Genomic DNA, 18,164 nt, shown 5'->3' with positions numbered 1-18,164 from the left:
ATGTATGAAGAAGCTTTCTGATTTTATAGTTAAGAAAAGAAATCTGATTCTGCTTGTTGCCGTATTGCTGCTGATTCCCAGTGTAATTGGGTATGCGCGTACGAAGGTAAATTATGACCTGCTGAGCTATCTGCCGCAGGATGCCGAATCCATGATAGGACAGAAATCGTTAAGTGATGATTTCCATCTGGCAAGCACCGGGATGCTCGTAGTCGAAAACATGCCGGATAAAAATGTTGCTGAATTAAAGAATGAAATAAAAGCGATTGACGGTGTTAAGGATGTACTATGGCGCGATGACGTGCTGGATATCAGTATCCCAAAAGAGATCATCCCCAAAGATATCCGCGAAATGCTGTACTCCGACAAGGGAACACTAATGGTTATCACCTTTCAGGAGGAGACATCCTCTCAGCGGACGATGGATGCCATTAAAACCATCAAGGGCTATGCCGAGCGCGAATGTTATCTGGGAGGCTTTTCTGCCATCACGGAGGATACGAAAGATTTAATGAATGCAGAGACTCCGCTATATGCTGTCACTGCAATTATCCTTTGCATGCTTGTACTGTTCATGGGGCTGGAGTCCTCCATCGCGCCGTTTGTATTTGTTCTTGGCATCATATTTCCGATTGTGTACAACTTTGGAACCAACATCTTCCTCGGACAGATATCCTATATCACCAAAGCACTGGCGCTTGTTTTACAGCTTGGTGTTACGATGGATTATTCTATTTTCCTACTCCACCGCTATCAGGAGGAAAAGAAGAAAAGCAATGACCGGGATGAGGCGATGTCAAATGCGATACAAGCAACCTTTACCTCTATTACAAGCTCCTCTATCACGACGATAGCCGGCTTTCTGGCTTTGTGCGCGATGCAGCTGACGTTAGGGAAGGATATTGGAATCGTCATGGCAAAAGGGGTTGTGTTCGGAGTATTATCCACAATCATTATCCTGCCTGCATTGCTGATGCTGTTTGATAAATATATAGAGAAATGGAAGCATCCGATTATTCTGAAGGAACCAAAAAAACTGCCGGGATTTCTTACCCGTCATTATAAATCCATATTACTGGTCTTTGTTATTATTTTCATACCGATGATTTATGCACAGGCACATACGAATGTATACTATGACCTCAATGCCACCATGCCGAAGGATTTCGCAAGTGTGATTGGTACAAATAAGCTGAAGGATCAGTTTCATATGACAACAACACATTTTCTTCTAGTGGATGATAAATTGGAAAATTATGAAATCAAGGACATTTGCGATCAGGTGGAAAAGCTACCGGGTGTGTATTCCGTAGTTTCCTATGAAAGCCTGATTGGTGGAGGTATCCCGCAGCAGCTGGAGCCTGCAGCAGTCAAGGATATCCTGCAGAACGGCGGAAAGAAAATGATTCTTGTCAACAGTACCTACCGTTCCGCAACGGATGAAGAGGATGCACAGCTGAATAAGATAGACGCCATTATGCATCAGTATGATAAGCATGCAGTCATTGCCGGAGAGGGCTCTTTAACCCGTGATTTGATTACAACCACCGATATCGACTTTAAGATGGTCAATATCCTGTCTGTTGCTGCCATCTTTCTGATTATTGCCGTTACCTTTCAATCACTGGCACTCCCAATCATTTTGGTAGCCTCCATTGAATTTGCCATCTGTATCAATATGGGCATTCCATTCTTTACCGGTTCAACGCTACCGTTCATTGCAAGTATCGTTATCGGAACAATACAACTGGGAGCAACGGTTGACTACGCCATATTGATGACAACGCGGTATAAGGAAGAGCTTAGCAATGGCAGTACCGTGATTGAAGCGGCGCGTGAGGCGGCAGCGAAATCTGCGCCAAGTATCATCACCTCGGGTCTGTCCTTCTTTGCGGCATGTATCGGTGTATCCTTTATTTCCAAAATGGATTTAATTAAGAGTCTGTGTACACTGATTTCCCGCGGTGCAGTTATTTCCATGCTGTCTATTTTACTGGTGCTGCCTGCAATGCTGATTATATTTCATAAAGCGATTGAGAAAACAACAAGAGGCTGGCCAAAGGCGAACCTGAAATAAGGAGGTATTTCATATGAAGAAAAATGTAAGAACAATAACCTGTGCTGCATTGAGTATGCTACTGGTTAATTCCGGTATGGTGCTGTATGCAAAGGATGATGAAACAGAAAAGGATGAAACTGTATATGCGATGCTGCATAGCGATGGAAGCGTCGATCAGGAAATTGTCAGCAGTTGGCTGCACAATGATGAGGGGCTTCACAATATTAAGGAGAAGCTGGAGCTCAGCAATGTGAAGAACGTAAAGAGCGATGAAAAGCCTGAGGTTTCAGGAAAAACCTATACCTGGAACTCCGATTCCAATGATCTATATTACGAGGGAACAAGTACAAAGCAGCTGCCGGTGCAGGTAAAGGTCACATATGAGCTGAACGGTAAAGCCATCAGCGGAAAGGATTTGATTGGGAAAAGCGGAAGTCTGAAAATTCATATTGCATTGAAAAATACACAGACAAGGAATGTGGATATCAATGGTAAGCAAACGCGGATTCATCCATTTTATATGGGAGCCGGAGTTCTTGATCTCTCTGCGGATCATTTTACCAATGTGAAATGCGAGAATGGCAAGATTTTATCTGAAGGAAATAATACCATGGTAGCTTTTGTGAGTGTTCCGGGTCTGCAGGATACATTGGAAAGCGCCGGTATTACTGCTGCAGATGCATTGCATATACAGGATGAATTTACAATCACCTGTGAGGCGAAGGAGTTTGAGCTTGGACCAATTATGTTTGCAATGACACCGGAGGTACCTGTGGAAAAGCTAAAGAATATCAATTCCATGGATGATCTGACAAACGGACTGGATGAGCTGACCAATGCTAGTGCACAGCTTTTGGATGGTACATCACAGCTTTCACAGGGAACGACAACCTTCAATGGCAAGATGCAGGAGCTGGTAAATGGCGTGCCGACACTGACTAACGGTGTATCTGCATTAAAGAATGGTACACAGGAGCTGGTGAGCGGTTCTTCCAAGCTGAACAGCGGCTTAAAGGATTTGAATACCGGCATGGTACAGGCGAAGGAGGGTACTGCCAAGCTGAATAAGGCAACAGACGGTTTGAGTACACTGGTAAGCGGTGTTGATGAAATCAATACGAATATGCAGGGATTGGCAAAGGGCTTGCAGGATGGCAGTGATGAATTAAACACTTCTTTAGATATGGATAGCCTGAAAAACATACTGGCCTCAATCAGCGGTTTACCGGATGACATTATTGCAATATCGGATCAGGCAATGCAGTTACAGGATGCCATGAATTCCCTGAATGGTATTTTGAATGATGCAAATCTGAAATCAGCAAGCAATGGTATGAAACAGGATGCAAAGGAATTGAGCGAATCCCTTTGCAGTACAAACCCTAATTCGGATTCCTGTGTACTGGCCCAAAGGCTGGTACTGGAAACAGGCAGCGTCGATAATGCTCTGTATGGCGATGTTGATCATAATGGACATAATGCTTCCAATATTACGGCAGGACTGACACAGGGAATAACAGAAATGACGAAGAAGCTGCCTGAATATAAGAAACTGGCGGAAAGTATGAAGACAACACTCTCACAATTATCATCCATGGTAAAGGAGCTGGAAGGACTGCAGGCGAAGCTATATACAGCATCTCAGGGTGCACAGCAGCTAGCGCAGGGTACTCAACAGCTAAGTGATAAAGCATCTTCTCTTATGGAATTGAAAAAAGGTATTACAACCCTGGATTCCAGTCTTTCATCCGCTGTAGGAGGAAGCAGTGAATTATACAAAGGAAGTCAGTCTCTTACAGCTGGCTTGCAGAAGGTTGATCAGGGAGCAGGCACATTGCAGAACGGCTCCGCAGTAATCAGCAGTGGTGCTGTGCAGCTGTATGATGCATCTACTCTGTTAAAGGATAAAACAGGAGAGCTGCATGCAGGCATGAGCAAATTCAAGACATCCGGTATCGATGAAATGAAAAAGCAGGTAAACCTGTCTTTGGATGATGTAACACAGCTTTTGGCTATCAAGGATGAAATTGTAAAAGAGGCTGAGCAGGAGCATACCTTCAGCGGTGCGCCAAAAAACAGCAGCAGCAAAGTAAAGTACATTTATAAAACAGAAGAGCTGCAAAAGGAAAAGAAAGCAGATACAAATGAGAACAAAAAAACAAAAGAGGAAACAAAGGATGATTTCTTCGATAAGATATCAAATTTCTTCTCAAAGCTGTTTTAAAATCAACAGAGGACAGGCATCCTGTCTTCTTTTTTTTGTTCAGAAAAATACTTCAACAGCTATAAAAAATATTGTGGAAAACGAGTAGGTACAGTATAATGGTAAAAGTGAAATTCACAGGGAGGCCGCATGGAAATCATAGAACATAAGCATGTCATATCAATTATTAGAAATACTTTAAATGCATTGGATGCGCGGCTGGTGGATCACGGCTATCGAATCGCTTATCTCATGGAGCAGACACTGCGTCATGCAGGTCTTTATGAGGGCAGGGAGCTCAGAGATATTGTCATGACCTGCTTTCTGCACGATATCGGGGCCTATAAGACCGAGGAAATTGAACAGCTGATTCAGTTTGAAACCTGGAATATATACCAGCATTCCGTTTATGGCTATTTGTTTCTAAGAAATCTGTCTCCATTGCGTCCTTATGCGGATATTGTATTATATCATCATATATATTATCGAAAGCTCAAGAATCACAATATTCCCTATGCTATCGTGGCACAGCTACTCAGCTTATGCGACCGGCTGGATGTTTATCAATTGGAAAAGCCGTTACGTGATGTGGAAGCATTCCTGCGTCAATATGAAAATGATTATTTCAGTAAGGAAGCCATTGATCTGTTTCTTTCAGCGGATGCAGAAAATCATATGCTGGATCGACTTTATGTAAAGCGTCAGTCTGTAAAGGTGAATGTGTTTGATGATATCCCGTTTACAGAGGCTGAGGGCAAGGCGTATCTTCATATGATCAGCTACGCGATTGATTTTCGAAGTGCATTTATGGTCGCTCATACGATTACAACGACGAGTGTTTCTACAACTCTTGCATCATTATGTGGCCTGCAGCAGGCGGAAATTGAAAAGGTGTATTACGGAGCGCTGCTGCATGATGTTGGAAAGGTTGCTATACCGGTGACCATTCTTGATTATCCGGGAAGGCTGAGTGAGCATGATATGGCGATTATGCAATCGCATGTGACGTACTCTATGAAAATTTTGCATGGAGTAGTCGATAAGGAAATCGAAGGTATTGCGGTTCGGCATCATGAAAAGCTGAATGGAACGGGATATCCTCTGGGACTTACACAACAGGATCTGACACTTGCCGAGCGCATTGTAGCGATTGCGGATATCATCAGCGCTCTGATTGGAAAGCGCAGCTATAAGGAAGCCTATGATGTAGATAGGATACAGGATATTTTACAGACGATGGCAAAGCAGAAGCTGCTGGATGGCGATGTTATAACTACAGCATGTGAGAACATGGACTATATTCTGCAAACGGTGAAGCGGGACTGCACACCTGTCATTGCGATGTATCAGGATATACAATCCGATTACAAAGCTCTGATGGTCAAAATCGCCAGGTGGTGAACGTGTAGCCCTTAGTATGGTTGAATTTGGCTGGAATTTTAATAAAATTTTCTTTTTGATTATGTACAGAAAGGAAAAAAGATGGTATAATAATCGCGTTCTGAAAAATAGTTTCAGCAGGAGGATAGTGTCCTCGGTATCTGCCGGAGTGGCTCAATGGTAGAGCAACGCACTCGTAACGCGTAGGTTGGGTGTTCGATTCACCTCTCCGGCACCATCTTCATATGATCAGGTTATACATTTCACCGTAAGGTTAAAAAGTCAATAAGAAAGACTTTTAGAGATGTGTAACCTTTTTTTATCAAAAGTATAGAAAGCGAGTTACAATTCCTCAGTGGAATTTGCTGAGCATGCAGCCCAGGAAAATCTGCGGGAGCAGACTGCAGAAGCCAGGATAGTAGAACCTGAAAGAGGTTTTCAACAAGGAATGGAGGAAGGGTTGGAAAAAGGCTTTGAAAAGGGCATTGAAAAAGGTATTGAAAAGGTGATAGAGAAGGGTATGGAAAAAGCTCTTCTAAAAGGAATGGAAAAGGGTAGTGTGGAAGGTCTGGAAAAAGGAAAAAAGATATTGCTGAAGTCACTGTTATTACATACATATGGAGCTGATGATGAATGGGTGGAAGTACTGGCCGATCAACAGATTGAAGAAGCGCTCAACCATATTCCGGAATGTGATACCCATGTAGCTCTAAAGGAAAAGCAGGGAATTAAAGAAATATAATGCAAATGTAAGGATAAACAGATTTTATAGCTGAATTTCATATTACAGGATTCAGCTTTTTTTCTGCGGTATCATAACATTCACGGTTAAGTATATGAAGCTGGAGAGGCTTCTGTTTTCTATTTTTTTCCGGCTGTATGGCATACATGAAAACGTAATGTGAATGCATTCATTACGGAATCGTTACACAAGCATCATGCAGCTGTAAAGAATTGCCCTGTTGGAGTATGCATTTCACGCAAGCATCTGTGCGCGGATTCCATCGTAGTCATAACCATACCCAAGGTGTTGGAATGTGCAATCCGCACAAGTTTCTGTGCGGGTTCTGAATTAACCTTTGACAAAGCATTAAGCTAATTGGACTGACAGGGAAAGCGAAAACCCTGTTTACTGATATCAGAAAGAGGATACTTATCATATCGAACAACCCCTAAAAAGCAGGGAAATCATACAGATAAAAGCATGCAGGAGAGCTTTGCCAGGCACAAAGACAGGCGAAGCAGCCATAACATTAAAAAGCCTCCGGAACACTTCATTCCAGAGGCCTTTTCTAATTAAGGTAAGCCAAAATCATATATTACAGGTGAGAGCACAGCTCATAGGCATCCCAGATGCCCTCCATGATGTCCTTTGGATGAGCGCTGTCTCCAATATTATAAATATCCTTTGCCTTCAACAGAATCTGGTCATACAGGAAGCGGTTACTCCGGTAGCCCAAAGCCAGAATTGTGCATTTGCTTTCCAGCTCCTGATCATTGCCATCTGCTTCGATAACGATGCTGTTCTCACGAATTTCCTTCAGCTTTGCCTGCAGCCGGATATCCACATGATGATGCTCCAGCAGCTCCAGAATCATCTGCTTATTCATATCCGCAGGTGCTCCGGTAGACATCAGCTTATCTGCCATCTCCACTATACGCACTCGTTTTCCATGCTGTGACAGCCAGATTGCCAGCTCACAGCCGACAAGACCGCCACCGATAATGGTCGTTTCTTCAGCGGCAGTAATTGTGCCTTTTAATACATCCACTGCTGTTACACCATGCTCTATGCCCTTGATTGGCGGCAGGAATGCATGACTGCCGGTTGCACAGATGACTACATCAGCTTCTGCAATACGGGAATCCTCGGGCTGTGCCTCACAATTTACTACAACCTGTACATGCAGGCTCTCCATCTGATGCTCATACCATTGAAGCAACAGCTTTCCATCATCCTTAAACTCCGGTACACTTGCCCAGCGGTACATTCCGCCAAGCCTTGCCTCCTTCTCCAGCAGCGTAACATGATGCCCGCGAAGTGCCAGAACTCTTGCGGCCTCCATACCGGCTGGTCCACCTCCGATAACAAGGCAGTTCTTTTGGGTATCCGCCTTTGCGAATGCCGCCTCTTTTTCCCGGTTGCACTGCGGATTGACCGCACAGGACATCAGACGCATGGAATGTGCCCGGTTAAAGCAGCCGTCATGGCAGGACAGACACGGACGGATATCCGCTACATTTCCAAAACGCATTTTATTTACGAACTCCGGATCCGCAAGCAGTGGTCTTCCCAATACCACCATGTCACATTTACCATCATTTAACGCATCTGCGGCAAGCTGCGGATACCCCATACGCCCGGCTGTTAAAACCGGTACCTTAACAACCTCTTTTACCTTTTCTGCGAATGGCAGATACAAACCGCGATCCTGGAAGAACGGCGGATGTGCCCAGTACCAGGCATCATAGCTTCCGGCATCCACATTCAGCGCATCATAGCCGGCTTCTGTCAGAATTTTCGCAAACTGAAGCCCCTCTTCAATATCTCTGCCCAGCTCCGGATAGGATTCACCAGGCAGAATACCATGACGCTCTGCACGGATAAAGCTCTTTAAAGAGAATCTTAAAATTACAGGGAAATCCTTTCCGCAAGCCTGCTTCACCGCCTGCAGGATAGCGAGTGGGAAACGCAGTCTGCCCATCAGATCACCGCCAAACTCATCCTCACGATGATTGAAATATTCCATCGTGAAATTATCCAGCAGATATCCCTCATGAACGGCATGCACCTCAATACCGTCAGCACCGCCCATCTTTGCCAGCATTGCACAGGTCGCAAAATCCTTAATCAGCTCGTAGATTTCTTCCGTTGTCAATGCACGGTGCTGAATGGAAGGATCCCAGCGATTCGTGGTAGCACTCGGTGCCACAAAGGTATTATCCAGAATCATGGCAGGAATGGCGGAACGGCCCAGTCCGGCAGTTAGCTGAACAAACAGCTTGGAATTGTAGGAATGGATATTATCGCTCATTTTTTTCAGCTGTGTCATGTAGCTTTGCGGATCCTCCAGAGGACATGGAAAGCTTGCCTTACGATGCTTCTCAATTCTGTTTTCAATGAAATTGGCACCTGTGATAATCAGACCGGTACCGCCTCTGGCACGCTCTGTGAAATAATCAATGGATTCCTGCTTGTAGGCCCAGTGATCATCCAGCTGTCCCATCGCCATCGGTGCCATGGCAAAGCGGTTTCGTATCTCAACCTTACCGATACGAATTGGTGTAAATAAAGCTTCATATTCCTTTTTCATATGCTTCCTCCTCGTAAGTGAACGTGTTCATTTAATTATATGATAGCACTTACATTCTGGATGTCAAGAGCTATCTTCATTGAATTTTTCACAGGGATACGATACAATGATGAACAGAAGCAGGTGACGATATGAAAACGGAAGAAAAAGAAATACGGCGCAGACCGCAGCAGACGGAACAAACAAGACGGAAAATAGTGGAGGCTGTGCACGAATGTATGAGGGAGGCAGATCTCAGCGATATCACGATTCGCAGTGTATGTCAGCGGGCCGGGGTATCCATCGGAACCTTCTATTTATATTTTTCCTGTAAGGAGGCTGCGCTTTTATATGGTTACCGGCAGGCGGACGCACAATTTGAAGCATTAAAGCTAACATCAGAGCCATGGGAAAATATACAGCGTATTATGACCTGCTATCTGCATATGGTAACACTGGATGATATGCATACGATACGACAGATTTATATATGTCATATCAAATATCATGATGCGTATTTTTTCGATGAGCAGCGCTCTATATTCAAGCTGCTGGCAAATGAGCTGGAACAGCTGGTGCCTCATGGGGCGGTTGCGGCAATCACATGGGGCCTGTTGACACACGCAAGAGGTCTGATTTATCATGCCTGCTGTCTGCAGGATGATCAGATTGAACCGGACTGGCATCAAACGCAGCTTCAAGAGCTGATGGACTATCTTGCATACCGTATACAAACACATAAGGGATGAATGAAATAGCAGAAGAAAGCCTGTAATTTATGATTTCTTGTGAAGAATTATTAAAATCGTGTTGTAATCCTTTTCATCAAATTCCAACTATGATAGAATAGGGACAATGAGGTGAGATAATGAAAGATGTGACATTAGTTGTACTGGCAGCCGGTATGGGCAGCCGTTATGGAGGACTGAAGCAGATTGACCCGATTGGGCCGAATGGAGAAATTATTCTTGAAATGTCTGCGTTTGATGCAATCCGTGCAGGCTTCAACAAAATCGTGTTTATTATAAAGAAAGCTATTGAGGATGATTTCAAGAAAGCAATCGGAAATAAAATTGAAGAGCATATCAAGGTGGAATATGTATTCCAGGAAATGGATGCCTGTCTGCCTGAAGGGTATGAAATACCTGCAGACCGTGTAAAACCATGGGGTACCGCGCATGCGATTTTATGCTGTAAGAATGTTATTCATGAACCGTTTGCAGTTATCAATGCGGATGATTATTACGGCATTGCTTCATTCCAGAAGCTGCACGACTATCTGGTTTCCAATACGGATGAGACTGCATACAGCATGGTTGGCTTTGTGCTTGGAAATACGCTGACTGATCATGGCAGTGTTGCCCGTGGCGTGTGCAAGGTGGAAGATGGCAAGCTGGCTGGCGTCGATGAGCGCACCAGAATTGAAAAACGCGATGGCAAGGTGCAGTATTATGAAAATGATACCTGGTATGATGTGGATGCCAATTCCCTGGTATCTATGAATATGTGGGGCTTCACACCGAAATTCATGGAGGAAGTGGAGGAACGCTTCCCAACCTTCCTGCAGGAAACTGTAAAAGAAAATCCGTTAAAGAGTGAATTTTACATCCCGGTAACCGTTGATACACTGATTCGTGAAGGAAAAGCCAGTGTGACGGTATTATCCAGTGATGATAAGTGGTATGGTGTCACCTATCAGGAGGATAAGCCAATGGTGAAGGAAGGTATTCGCAAGCTGATCGAAGCAGGCAAATATCCGGTACCGCTCTGGGGTAAATAACAGCAAGGGGAAAACTCCCCTTTTCTTTTTGACCTATATGACGGGATATGTGGTATGTGAAGAACAAGGCGGCTTGTGTAGTTTTTTCCTAATAGGAAATAAAAGATTGAACATTGGGTACCTGCAGGATTCATTAAAGGTATGCTGTTTCAATTCTTAGCCTTTAGGTTTATATGGGATTTCGACAGGCTTCCATAACATCCTTCATAGGCGATGCAGTATGATACGGTATACTTTTACTATTTTTTCTTATGATAAAAAAGGATGTGAGGGAATGCAGCAGCAAAGGGACTGGTATACAGGGATTGATTATTTTCAGTCCTATAAAGAGCAGGAGATACAGGTAGATACAATGGAAATTTTTCAGGCGCTTCCACTTACCCAGCATGAGCGTGTGGAGCTCTGGTATGTGCTTGACGGGGATGGGGATATCATCGTAAATGGTGTTGCGTATACCCTGAAAAGGGATTCGTTTCTCTGTCTGTATGCCCATCATCTGTATGAAATACCAGAAATACGAACCTCCCTGCATATTTTGCGCATACGGTTTTATATCGGACTGTTTATGCATGCCATGTGGGAAAAGCATCCAAGAGGAAGAAATGCTTCGCTGGTATATGAGACACCGGCTTGTCTTGCATGTACGGATACAGCACTGCTGGCTATGTTTCAAAACGCTTTGCAGGAATATGAAAGCACAGCCTTTGGTTCCCGGAATATGCTGATGTATATTGTCCTTCAGATTCATATGCTGTTTTGCCGCTATGCATTGCAGCTGCAGGAAGCATCGCCTGAGCCGCCTGTTTGGAAGCTGATCAAGCGTATCATCGTCGCATCTCAGGAGCAGTTTTCTTTACAGGATGCCGCTGAACTGCTGCAGCTGCATCCCCGTTATCTCAACCAGCTGGTAAAGGATACGTGTGGCTACAGCTTTTCCCGTCTGCAATCCTTTGGGAAAATAATCAATGCCTGCGCCCTTCTTCACTTTGAAGACTTATCTGTTTCTTATATTGTCGATCTGTTGTCATATTCCTCCACTGCAGCCTTTTATCGGCAGTTTCAGGCGTGGACGAAAACCTCACCGCAGGATTATCAGAAGCATCGCATTCTTGACAATGAGCATTTCTATTGCCGTAAGGATTTGTATTTGCAGATCATGCAGTATCTTTACCAGCATTTCTCACAGGATATCACTGTAGAGGATATGGCGAAGCAGTGCCATCGCAAGGGCTATGAGCTGGAACAGCTGCTAAAGCAGGAATATCATACAAGCTGGAATCAGGAGCTGAACCGTGTACGAGTACAGCAGGCAGCCGCCCTTCTTGCGGCAACGAGGCGTACCATTACCTCGATTGCTATGGATTGCGGCTTTTCCTCACTGGCAGTCTTTGAGCGGATATTTGTTTCAATAATGGGCTGTACACCGGTACAGTACCGTCAAAAGCATATGTAAAAATGAGAAAAAGACCTTTGATTTTAAATATACGTTTTTTGTGTAAGCGTTATAATTTAAGTATCAGGAGGTCTTTTATTATGTTTGAAAAACTATTTGAACCACTAAAGATTCGCGGAATGGAAGTAAAAAACCGGATTGTGCTGCCTGCTATGGGAACGAAGATGGCGGCAGAGGATGGAGCTGTGACACAGCAGATCATCGATTATCAGGTAGCCCGGGTAAAGGGCGGCTGCGGTCTGAATCTGTCTGAGGTATGTGCCGTGCATGCACCAAGTGCTCCCAGAAAATTTCTGGCCTTGCATAACGACTCCTATATCCCTTCGCACAAAGCATTTTGTGATGCTATTCATGAGGCAGGAGGGAAATGCGGCGTACAGCTGTGGCAGGGAAGTCTGGCAGCCAGCATGGATCCAAAGGCAAGGATACTGGTTGCCAGTGATCTGAATGTACATGGCTATACCATCCCTGCAGTTGATGTGGAAACGATTGAAGAGGTTGTCGCATGCTTTGGAGCTGCGGCAAAGCGAGCAGTGGAAGCAGGCTATGACTGTGTGGAATTTCATTGCGGGCATAATTATCTGCCGCATTCCTTTCTGTCACCTGCCTTCAATCATCGAGAGGATGCCTATGGAGGAACCTTTGAAAAGCGCTGTAAATTTCCGCTGGACTGCATTCGTGCAATCCGTGAAAATATCCCGCAGGATATGCCGCTTTTGATGCGTCTGGATGCACAGGATGATTATCTGGAAAACGGATTGACGATAGAGGATGTGATCCGCTATTGTAAGCTGGCCAAAGAGGCTGGTGTGGATGTATTGGACATTTCCCGTGGCAATATGATCACCGCAGGTCTGAAATATGAGGTGCCGCCGATTGATATTCCAAAGGGCTTTAATGTAGACAACTGTGCCAAAATCCGTAAGGAAACCGGTATGCTGTGTATCGCAGTCGGCCGTATCAATACACCGTTTCTGGCAGAGGAGATTCTGGAACAGGATAAAGCAGATCTGGTTGTCATGGGACGTGCACAGCTGGCAGATGCGCAGTTCTGTAACAAAGCAAAGGAAGGCAGGCTACAGGATATTGTCTATTGCATCGGCTGTGATCAGGGCTGTTATGACGGCTTCACGGATCCTGGTGTTCCGTTTATCACCTGTATGCGAAATCCATACCTTGGGAAAGAGGCGCAGGATCAGCTCATCCCTGCACAGAAGCCGAAAAGGGTGCTGGTGGCCGGTGGCGGTGTAGCCGGTTTAGAGGCAGCCTGTATTTTGAAGCAGAGAGGTCATATGTCTGTGGTTTATGAGGCAAGCGATACGCTGGGCGGCCAGTTTGTGACGGCGGGAAGAGCTCCGCGTAAAGAAGAAATGAAAGCAGCTGCAGAGTCCTATGGAGAAAAGGCAAAGCGGCTTGGTGTGGAAATTCACCTGCAGACTCCGGTAACTGCACAGCTGATTGCGGATGGCAGCTGGGATGAGGTAATTCTTGCGATTGGTGCAGAGCCGATACATTTGCGTATCCCGGGCGCAGACCGTTCAAATGTATACAATTCTCATGATATTCTGAATAAAAAGGTAAAGGCAGAAGGGCATGTAGCTGTGATTGGCGGCGGTCTGGTCGGTGTGGAAACCGCGGAATTTCTGAGTGAACAGGGCTGTCAGGTAACGGTGATTGAAATGATGGATGCCGTTGCGAAGGATTTGGGCGCCTTGCGGAAAATCTGTGTGATGGAATCGCTGTATATGCACCATATTGAAACCGTGGTGAATACATCCCTGAAGGCAGTCAGCGAGCATGGAATTCTGGTAGAGCAGGAGGGCTGTGAAAAGGAAATCGTCTGTGACAGTGTTGTAATGGCCGTTGGCGCAAAGGCCAGAGAGCATGAAGCCCTGGTACAGGCATGTGAGTCTAAACAGCTTCCGTATCATATCATCGGAGATGCGAAGCAGGCAAGAAGGGCATTGCAGGCAATCGCAGAAGCACATGAAATTGCCCGGCAATTATAATAGGAGGTAAGTAGTTTATGAACGCATCAAAGCTTTTTCAACCGTTGCAGATTTCCACTATGAAGCTGCGTAATGCGACCTTTATGGCACCGATGTCATTGGGCTATGAAAGCAGTGACGGCTGTGTAAATGAGCGCATGCAGGAATACTGGCTCGAGCGTGCACGCGGCGGTGTTGGCTGTATCATTCTGGATGCTTTAAGCGTTGATCCATCTGTTCCTTATCTGGGAAATACCCTGTGCTTCCGCAATGAGGAAGCCATCGCCTCCTATAAGGCGTTTACGGATAAGATACACGAAGCAGGAGCTTGCATTATACCACAGATCACGCATCCAGGGCCGGAAAGTATATCCGCCTTCATGGGTATCCCTCCGCTTGCCAGCAGTGTGTATGTAAATTCTATGGGACAAAAAACAAGAGAAGTAAAGCTAGAGGAGCTGCCGCATATTATTGAGCTGTATGCAAATGCTTCCCTACAGGCAAAGCAGGCTGGCTTCGATGGTATCGAACTGCATTGTGCGCATGCGTATATGCTGCTTGGCTCCTTCCTGTCACCGATGCGCAATAAGCGCTGTGATGCGTATGGTGGAAGTCTAGACAACCGTGCCCGTTTGTTGTTTGAGGTGATCGATGCAATCAAGGCTGCCTGTGGAAAAGACTTTCCTATCATTTTGCGCATGAGCGGTGATGAAAAGGATGCACAGGGGAATACGGTGGAGGATATGTGTTATCTGGTTCCAAAGCTGATTGAGCATGGCATCGATGCCTTTGAAATCAGCGGAGGTACACAGTATGAGCGACCGAATAAGATCATTCCAAGTCATGGTGAGCATGAGGGTGTCAATGTTGCTGAGGCTGAAAAAATACGAAGGGTAAGCAGTGTTCCTGTTATCGTGGTTGGAAAGATTCTTGATCCTTGTATGGCAATGGATCTGATGGATAAGGGGACTGTGGATGGCATTGTTTTTGGACGCGCCCTGCTGGCAGATGCTGCGCTTGTTAAGAAAGCCCATGAGGAAAGATTCGATGAGATTGCGCCATGCACCGGCTGTGTGATCGGCTGTGTAGGAGAACAGACAAAACGGCATCCGGCAAGCTGTGTAATCAATCCTGCCTGTGGAAAAGAACTGGAAATGAAGCTGGTTCCAGCACCGATTAAGAAGAAGGTTGCAGTGGCCGGGGGCGGTATTGCCGGTATGGCTGCCGCAAGAACACTGGCCCTTCGGGGACATACGGTTACGCTGTTTGAAAAGAGTGAGCATTTGGGAGGGCAGATTCTGCTGGCCTGCGTTCCGCCGTTTAAACAGCCGGTTAGTAAATGGATTGTATATCTGGAGCATGAGCTGAGCCGTCTGTCCGTAGATATACGCAGAAGCACAGAGTTCACAAAAGCGATGGCAGATGCTTATGATGCAGTGATTGTGGCAACCGGGGCAAAGGAGGCATTACCACCAATACCGGGCCTTGCACAGCATGGCATCGGAGCATGGGAGCTATTGAGAAATGATCAGCTGATCCTTGGCGGTAATGTTCTGGTTGTCGGCGGAGGTATGGTAGGCTGTGAGGTATGCGAACATTTGTTGCATAATAAGCGCGGGCCGCTGTATCTTACCATGATTGAGATGACGGATGAAATTGCGGCAGGTATGGTCGTGAATGAAAGGGTGCTGCTGATGGATCGCCTGCAAAAGGAGCATGTGCAGCTTATGACCGGTACAAAGCTGTTATCTGTGGATGAGCATACGGTTGTCATGGAGGTGCACGGCGAACAGATAACCCGTCATGATTTCACTCATGTGGTTTATGCGACTGGTTCTCGCAGTGATACAGCACTTGCACAGGAATTATCCGGTATGGAACAGGTGAGTGTAGTTGGGGATGCAGCTTCCGTTGCGCAGGCTCTCGAGGCAGTGCGTGATGCGACACTGGCTGCCATGGCTATATAATCAAGTGCTAATCGTTTCGTAAGGATAAATATAATAAAGAAAAACCAATTCACAATAGCAGAAGAAGGTCTGTGCTGGAATTGGTTTTTTTCTGCTGCATGTTTTACTGTTATATCTATCTCTTTAGGAGGGCAGGCAGATAAAATATAAGGAGCTATACGCAAAAGAGGTCAGTATTATTGATTCACTGTGTATCCTTCCCGTTTGGCTATCTCTAAGTGTTTATACAAAATGTATTATAAGGTAACCAGGACTATATCGTTTCTATCTTTGCAAGAATATACAGCTTGATATACATAGAAGATTTTGCATGGAATAGCATACAGAACATTATAATAGCTTTTTTCGTTTGACTTCCTTCACAATTTCTTTTACAATGGAGAGCGTCTTTACCCACAGGGCACATTACCCACAGGGCACATTACCCACAGGGCACTTTACACATTGGGAATGTTATCGCATAGTTCATTTATCCGCAGGGTATTTTGTCTACAGTATGCTTTATCCACCGGATGCATTACCCACGGTGCACATTACCCATGGGCACTTTACCCACAGGGCACGTTATTAAAGGAGTTATTATGGAAAATAAAAGAGAAAAACTATCCTCACGACTGGGCTTTATCTTTCTGTCGGCAGGCTGTGCCATCGGACTTGGCAATATATGGCGCTTTCCCTATATGGTTGGAAAGTATGGGGGCGGGGCTTTTGTTCTTGTCTATCTGTTCTTTCTGGTATTGCTGGGACTTCCCATCATCGTCATGGAATATTCAGTAGGCCGAGGGAGTGGAAAGAGTGTAGCTAGGAGCTTTCACGTTTTAGAAAAGCCCGGTCAGCTATGGCACCGTTTTTCCTATGTGGCAATGACTGGAAATTATCTTCTTGTTATGTTTTATACAACGATATCCGGCTGGATGCTTGCCTACTTCGCAAAAATGATATCCGGTGAGTTTAACGGATTGAATCCAAAAGAGGTGGAAGGGGTGTTTACCTCGTTGCAACAGAATCCGCAAGCCTCCTTATTTTGGATGCTGCTGATCGTGGCGATAGGCTGTGGGGTTTGTGCACTTGGACTGCAAAACGGCGTGGAGAAAATCACAAAAGGAATGATGGGGCTGCTGCTGGCAGTCATGGTTCTGCTGGTTGTGAAATCCTTGAGCCTGGATGGGGCGATGAAGGGTGTTTCCTTTTATCTGGTTCCCAATTTTGATGAATTGATAAAAAATGGTATTTTTAATGCGGTTTATGCAGCAATGGGACAGGCATTTTTCACCCTGAGTATCGGTATGGGCGGTATGGCGATATTTGGAAGCTATATTGACCGTAAGCATTCTTTAAGCGGTGAGGGAGTGCGCGTTATGGCATTGGATACCTTTGTGGCATTTATGGCAGGCATGATTATTTTCCCTGCCTGTATGTCCTTCGGTGTTGCTCCGGATAGCGGCCCCGGTCTTGTGTTTGTGACATTACCGAATATTTTTAATGAAATGGCAAACAGCCAGCTATGGGGAACACTGTTCTTTATCTTTATGAACTTTGCGGCACTTTCCACCATTATCGCGGTATTTGAAAACATCGTTTCCTTCACCATTGATTTATGTAACTGGTCAAGACGGAAAAGTGTTCTTTTAAATTTTGTGATCATAGCGATTGGCAGTATCCCCTGTGCCATCGGCTTCAGTATACTGTCCGGTTTTCAGCCTTTCGGGGAAGGTAGTGCTGTGCTGGATCTGCTGGATTTTCTTGTCTCCAATGTTATTATGCCGCTTGGTTCTCTTGTCTTTCTGTTTTTCTGTACGAGAAAGCTTGGTTGGGGATGGAAAAATTTTGTGGCTGAGGCAAATGCCGGAAGTGGTCTGCGTTTTCCTGAAAAAGCAAGAGGCTACGTATCCTATGTGCTGCCGCTTATTGTATTCTTCATTTTTCTGTTTGGTCTGTGGGAAAAATTCAATTGATACAATAGATAAGACCTATGTCCACTTGCCAGTGTATATGATAGGCTTGCCGTAAGGTAAGAAATTTGTGTAAAATATCATCATAC

At 45.2% G+C, this 18,164-nt stretch carries 11 protein-coding genes and 1 tRNA gene; 11 read left to right on the top strand and 1 reads right to left on the bottom strand.

The window, feature by feature from the left end; all coding sequences use genetic code 11:
* Positions 1–4: 4 nt before the first annotated feature.
* The 5 genes from GKZ87_16330 (at position 5) to GKZ87_16310 (ending at position 6,384) form a co-directional block, all read left to right on the top strand.
* Positions 5–2,077, top strand: a complete 2,073-nt coding sequence (locus GKZ87_16330; protein QSI26940.1) for an MMPL family transporter — start codon at positions 5–7, stop codon at positions 2,075–2,077.
* A gap of 13 nt (positions 2,078–2,090) precedes the next feature.
* On the top strand, positions 2,091–4,283 hold the full coding sequence (locus GKZ87_16325; protein QSI26939.1) for a hypothetical protein: 2,193 nt from the start codon (positions 2,091–2,093) through the stop codon (positions 4,281–4,283).
* Between the two features lie 129 nt (positions 4,284–4,412).
* On the top strand, positions 4,413–5,663 hold the full coding sequence (locus tag GKZ87_16320) for an HD domain-containing protein (GenBank protein ID QSI26938.1): 1,251 nt from the start codon (positions 4,413–4,415) through the stop codon (positions 5,661–5,663).
* A gap of 142 nt (positions 5,664–5,805) precedes the next feature.
* Positions 5,806–5,880, top strand: a tRNA-Thr gene (locus GKZ87_16315).
* Positions 5,881–6,090: 210 nt separating this feature from the next.
* Positions 6,091–6,384, top strand: a complete 294-nt coding sequence (locus tag GKZ87_16310; GenBank protein ID QSI27995.1) for a hypothetical protein — start codon at positions 6,091–6,093, stop codon at positions 6,382–6,384.
* A 577-nt stretch (positions 6,385–6,961) separates the two neighbouring features.
* Here GKZ87_16310 and GKZ87_16305 read toward each other — a convergent pair.
* Positions 6,962–8,956, bottom strand: a complete 1,995-nt coding sequence (locus tag GKZ87_16305; GenBank protein ID QSI26937.1) for an NAD(P)-binding protein — start codon at positions 8,954–8,956, stop codon at positions 6,962–6,964.
* A 131-nt stretch (positions 8,957–9,087) separates the two neighbouring features.
* Here GKZ87_16305 and GKZ87_16300 point away from each other — a divergent pair, with 131 nt between their 5' ends.
* The 6 genes from GKZ87_16300 to GKZ87_16275 all read left to right on the top strand — a co-directional run bounded on the left by GKZ87_16300 (position 9,088) and on the right by GKZ87_16275 (position 18,078).
* Positions 9,088–9,684: a TetR family transcriptional regulator gene (locus GKZ87_16300; GenBank protein ID QSI26936.1), complete on the top strand. Its 597-nt coding sequence runs from the start codon at positions 9,088–9,090 to the stop codon at positions 9,682–9,684.
* 119 nt (positions 9,685–9,803) lie between these two features.
* Positions 9,804–10,715 (top strand): nucleotidyltransferase, encoded by a 912-nt coding sequence (locus GKZ87_16295; protein ID QSI26935.1) that lies wholly within the window; start codon positions 9,804–9,806, stop codon positions 10,713–10,715.
* Between the two features lie 274 nt (positions 10,716–10,989).
* On the top strand, positions 10,990–12,168 hold the full coding sequence (locus GKZ87_16290; GenBank protein ID QSI26934.1) for a helix-turn-helix domain-containing protein: 1,179 nt from the start codon (positions 10,990–10,992) through the stop codon (positions 12,166–12,168).
* Positions 12,169–12,248: 80 nt separating this feature from the next.
* Positions 12,249–14,177 (top strand): NAD(P)-binding protein, encoded by a 1,929-nt coding sequence (locus GKZ87_16285; GenBank protein QSI26933.1) that lies wholly within the window; start codon positions 12,249–12,251, stop codon positions 14,175–14,177.
* A 17-nt stretch (positions 14,178–14,194) separates the two neighbouring features.
* Complete coding sequence (locus tag GKZ87_16280; GenBank protein ID QSI26932.1) at positions 14,195–16,123, top strand: FAD-dependent oxidoreductase; 1,929 nt, start codon at positions 14,195–14,197, stop codon at positions 16,121–16,123.
* A 581-nt stretch (positions 16,124–16,704) separates the two neighbouring features.
* Positions 16,705–18,078 carry a sodium-dependent transporter gene (locus tag GKZ87_16275; GenBank protein ID QSI26931.1) on the top strand — a complete coding sequence of 458 codons (1,374 nt, stop codon included), beginning with the start codon at positions 16,705–16,707 and terminating at the stop codon, positions 18,076–18,078.
* The last annotated feature ends 86 nt before the right edge of the window (positions 18,079–18,164 follow it).

Source organism: Erysipelotrichaceae bacterium 66202529 (genome assembly GCA_017161075.1).
In the GTDB taxonomy this organism is placed as follows: domain Bacteria; phylum Bacillota_I; class Bacilli_A; order Erysipelotrichales; family Erysipelotrichaceae; genus Clostridium_AQ.
Note: the sequence above shows the minus strand (reverse complement) of the source record. Positions and strands in the feature narration are given on the sequence as shown.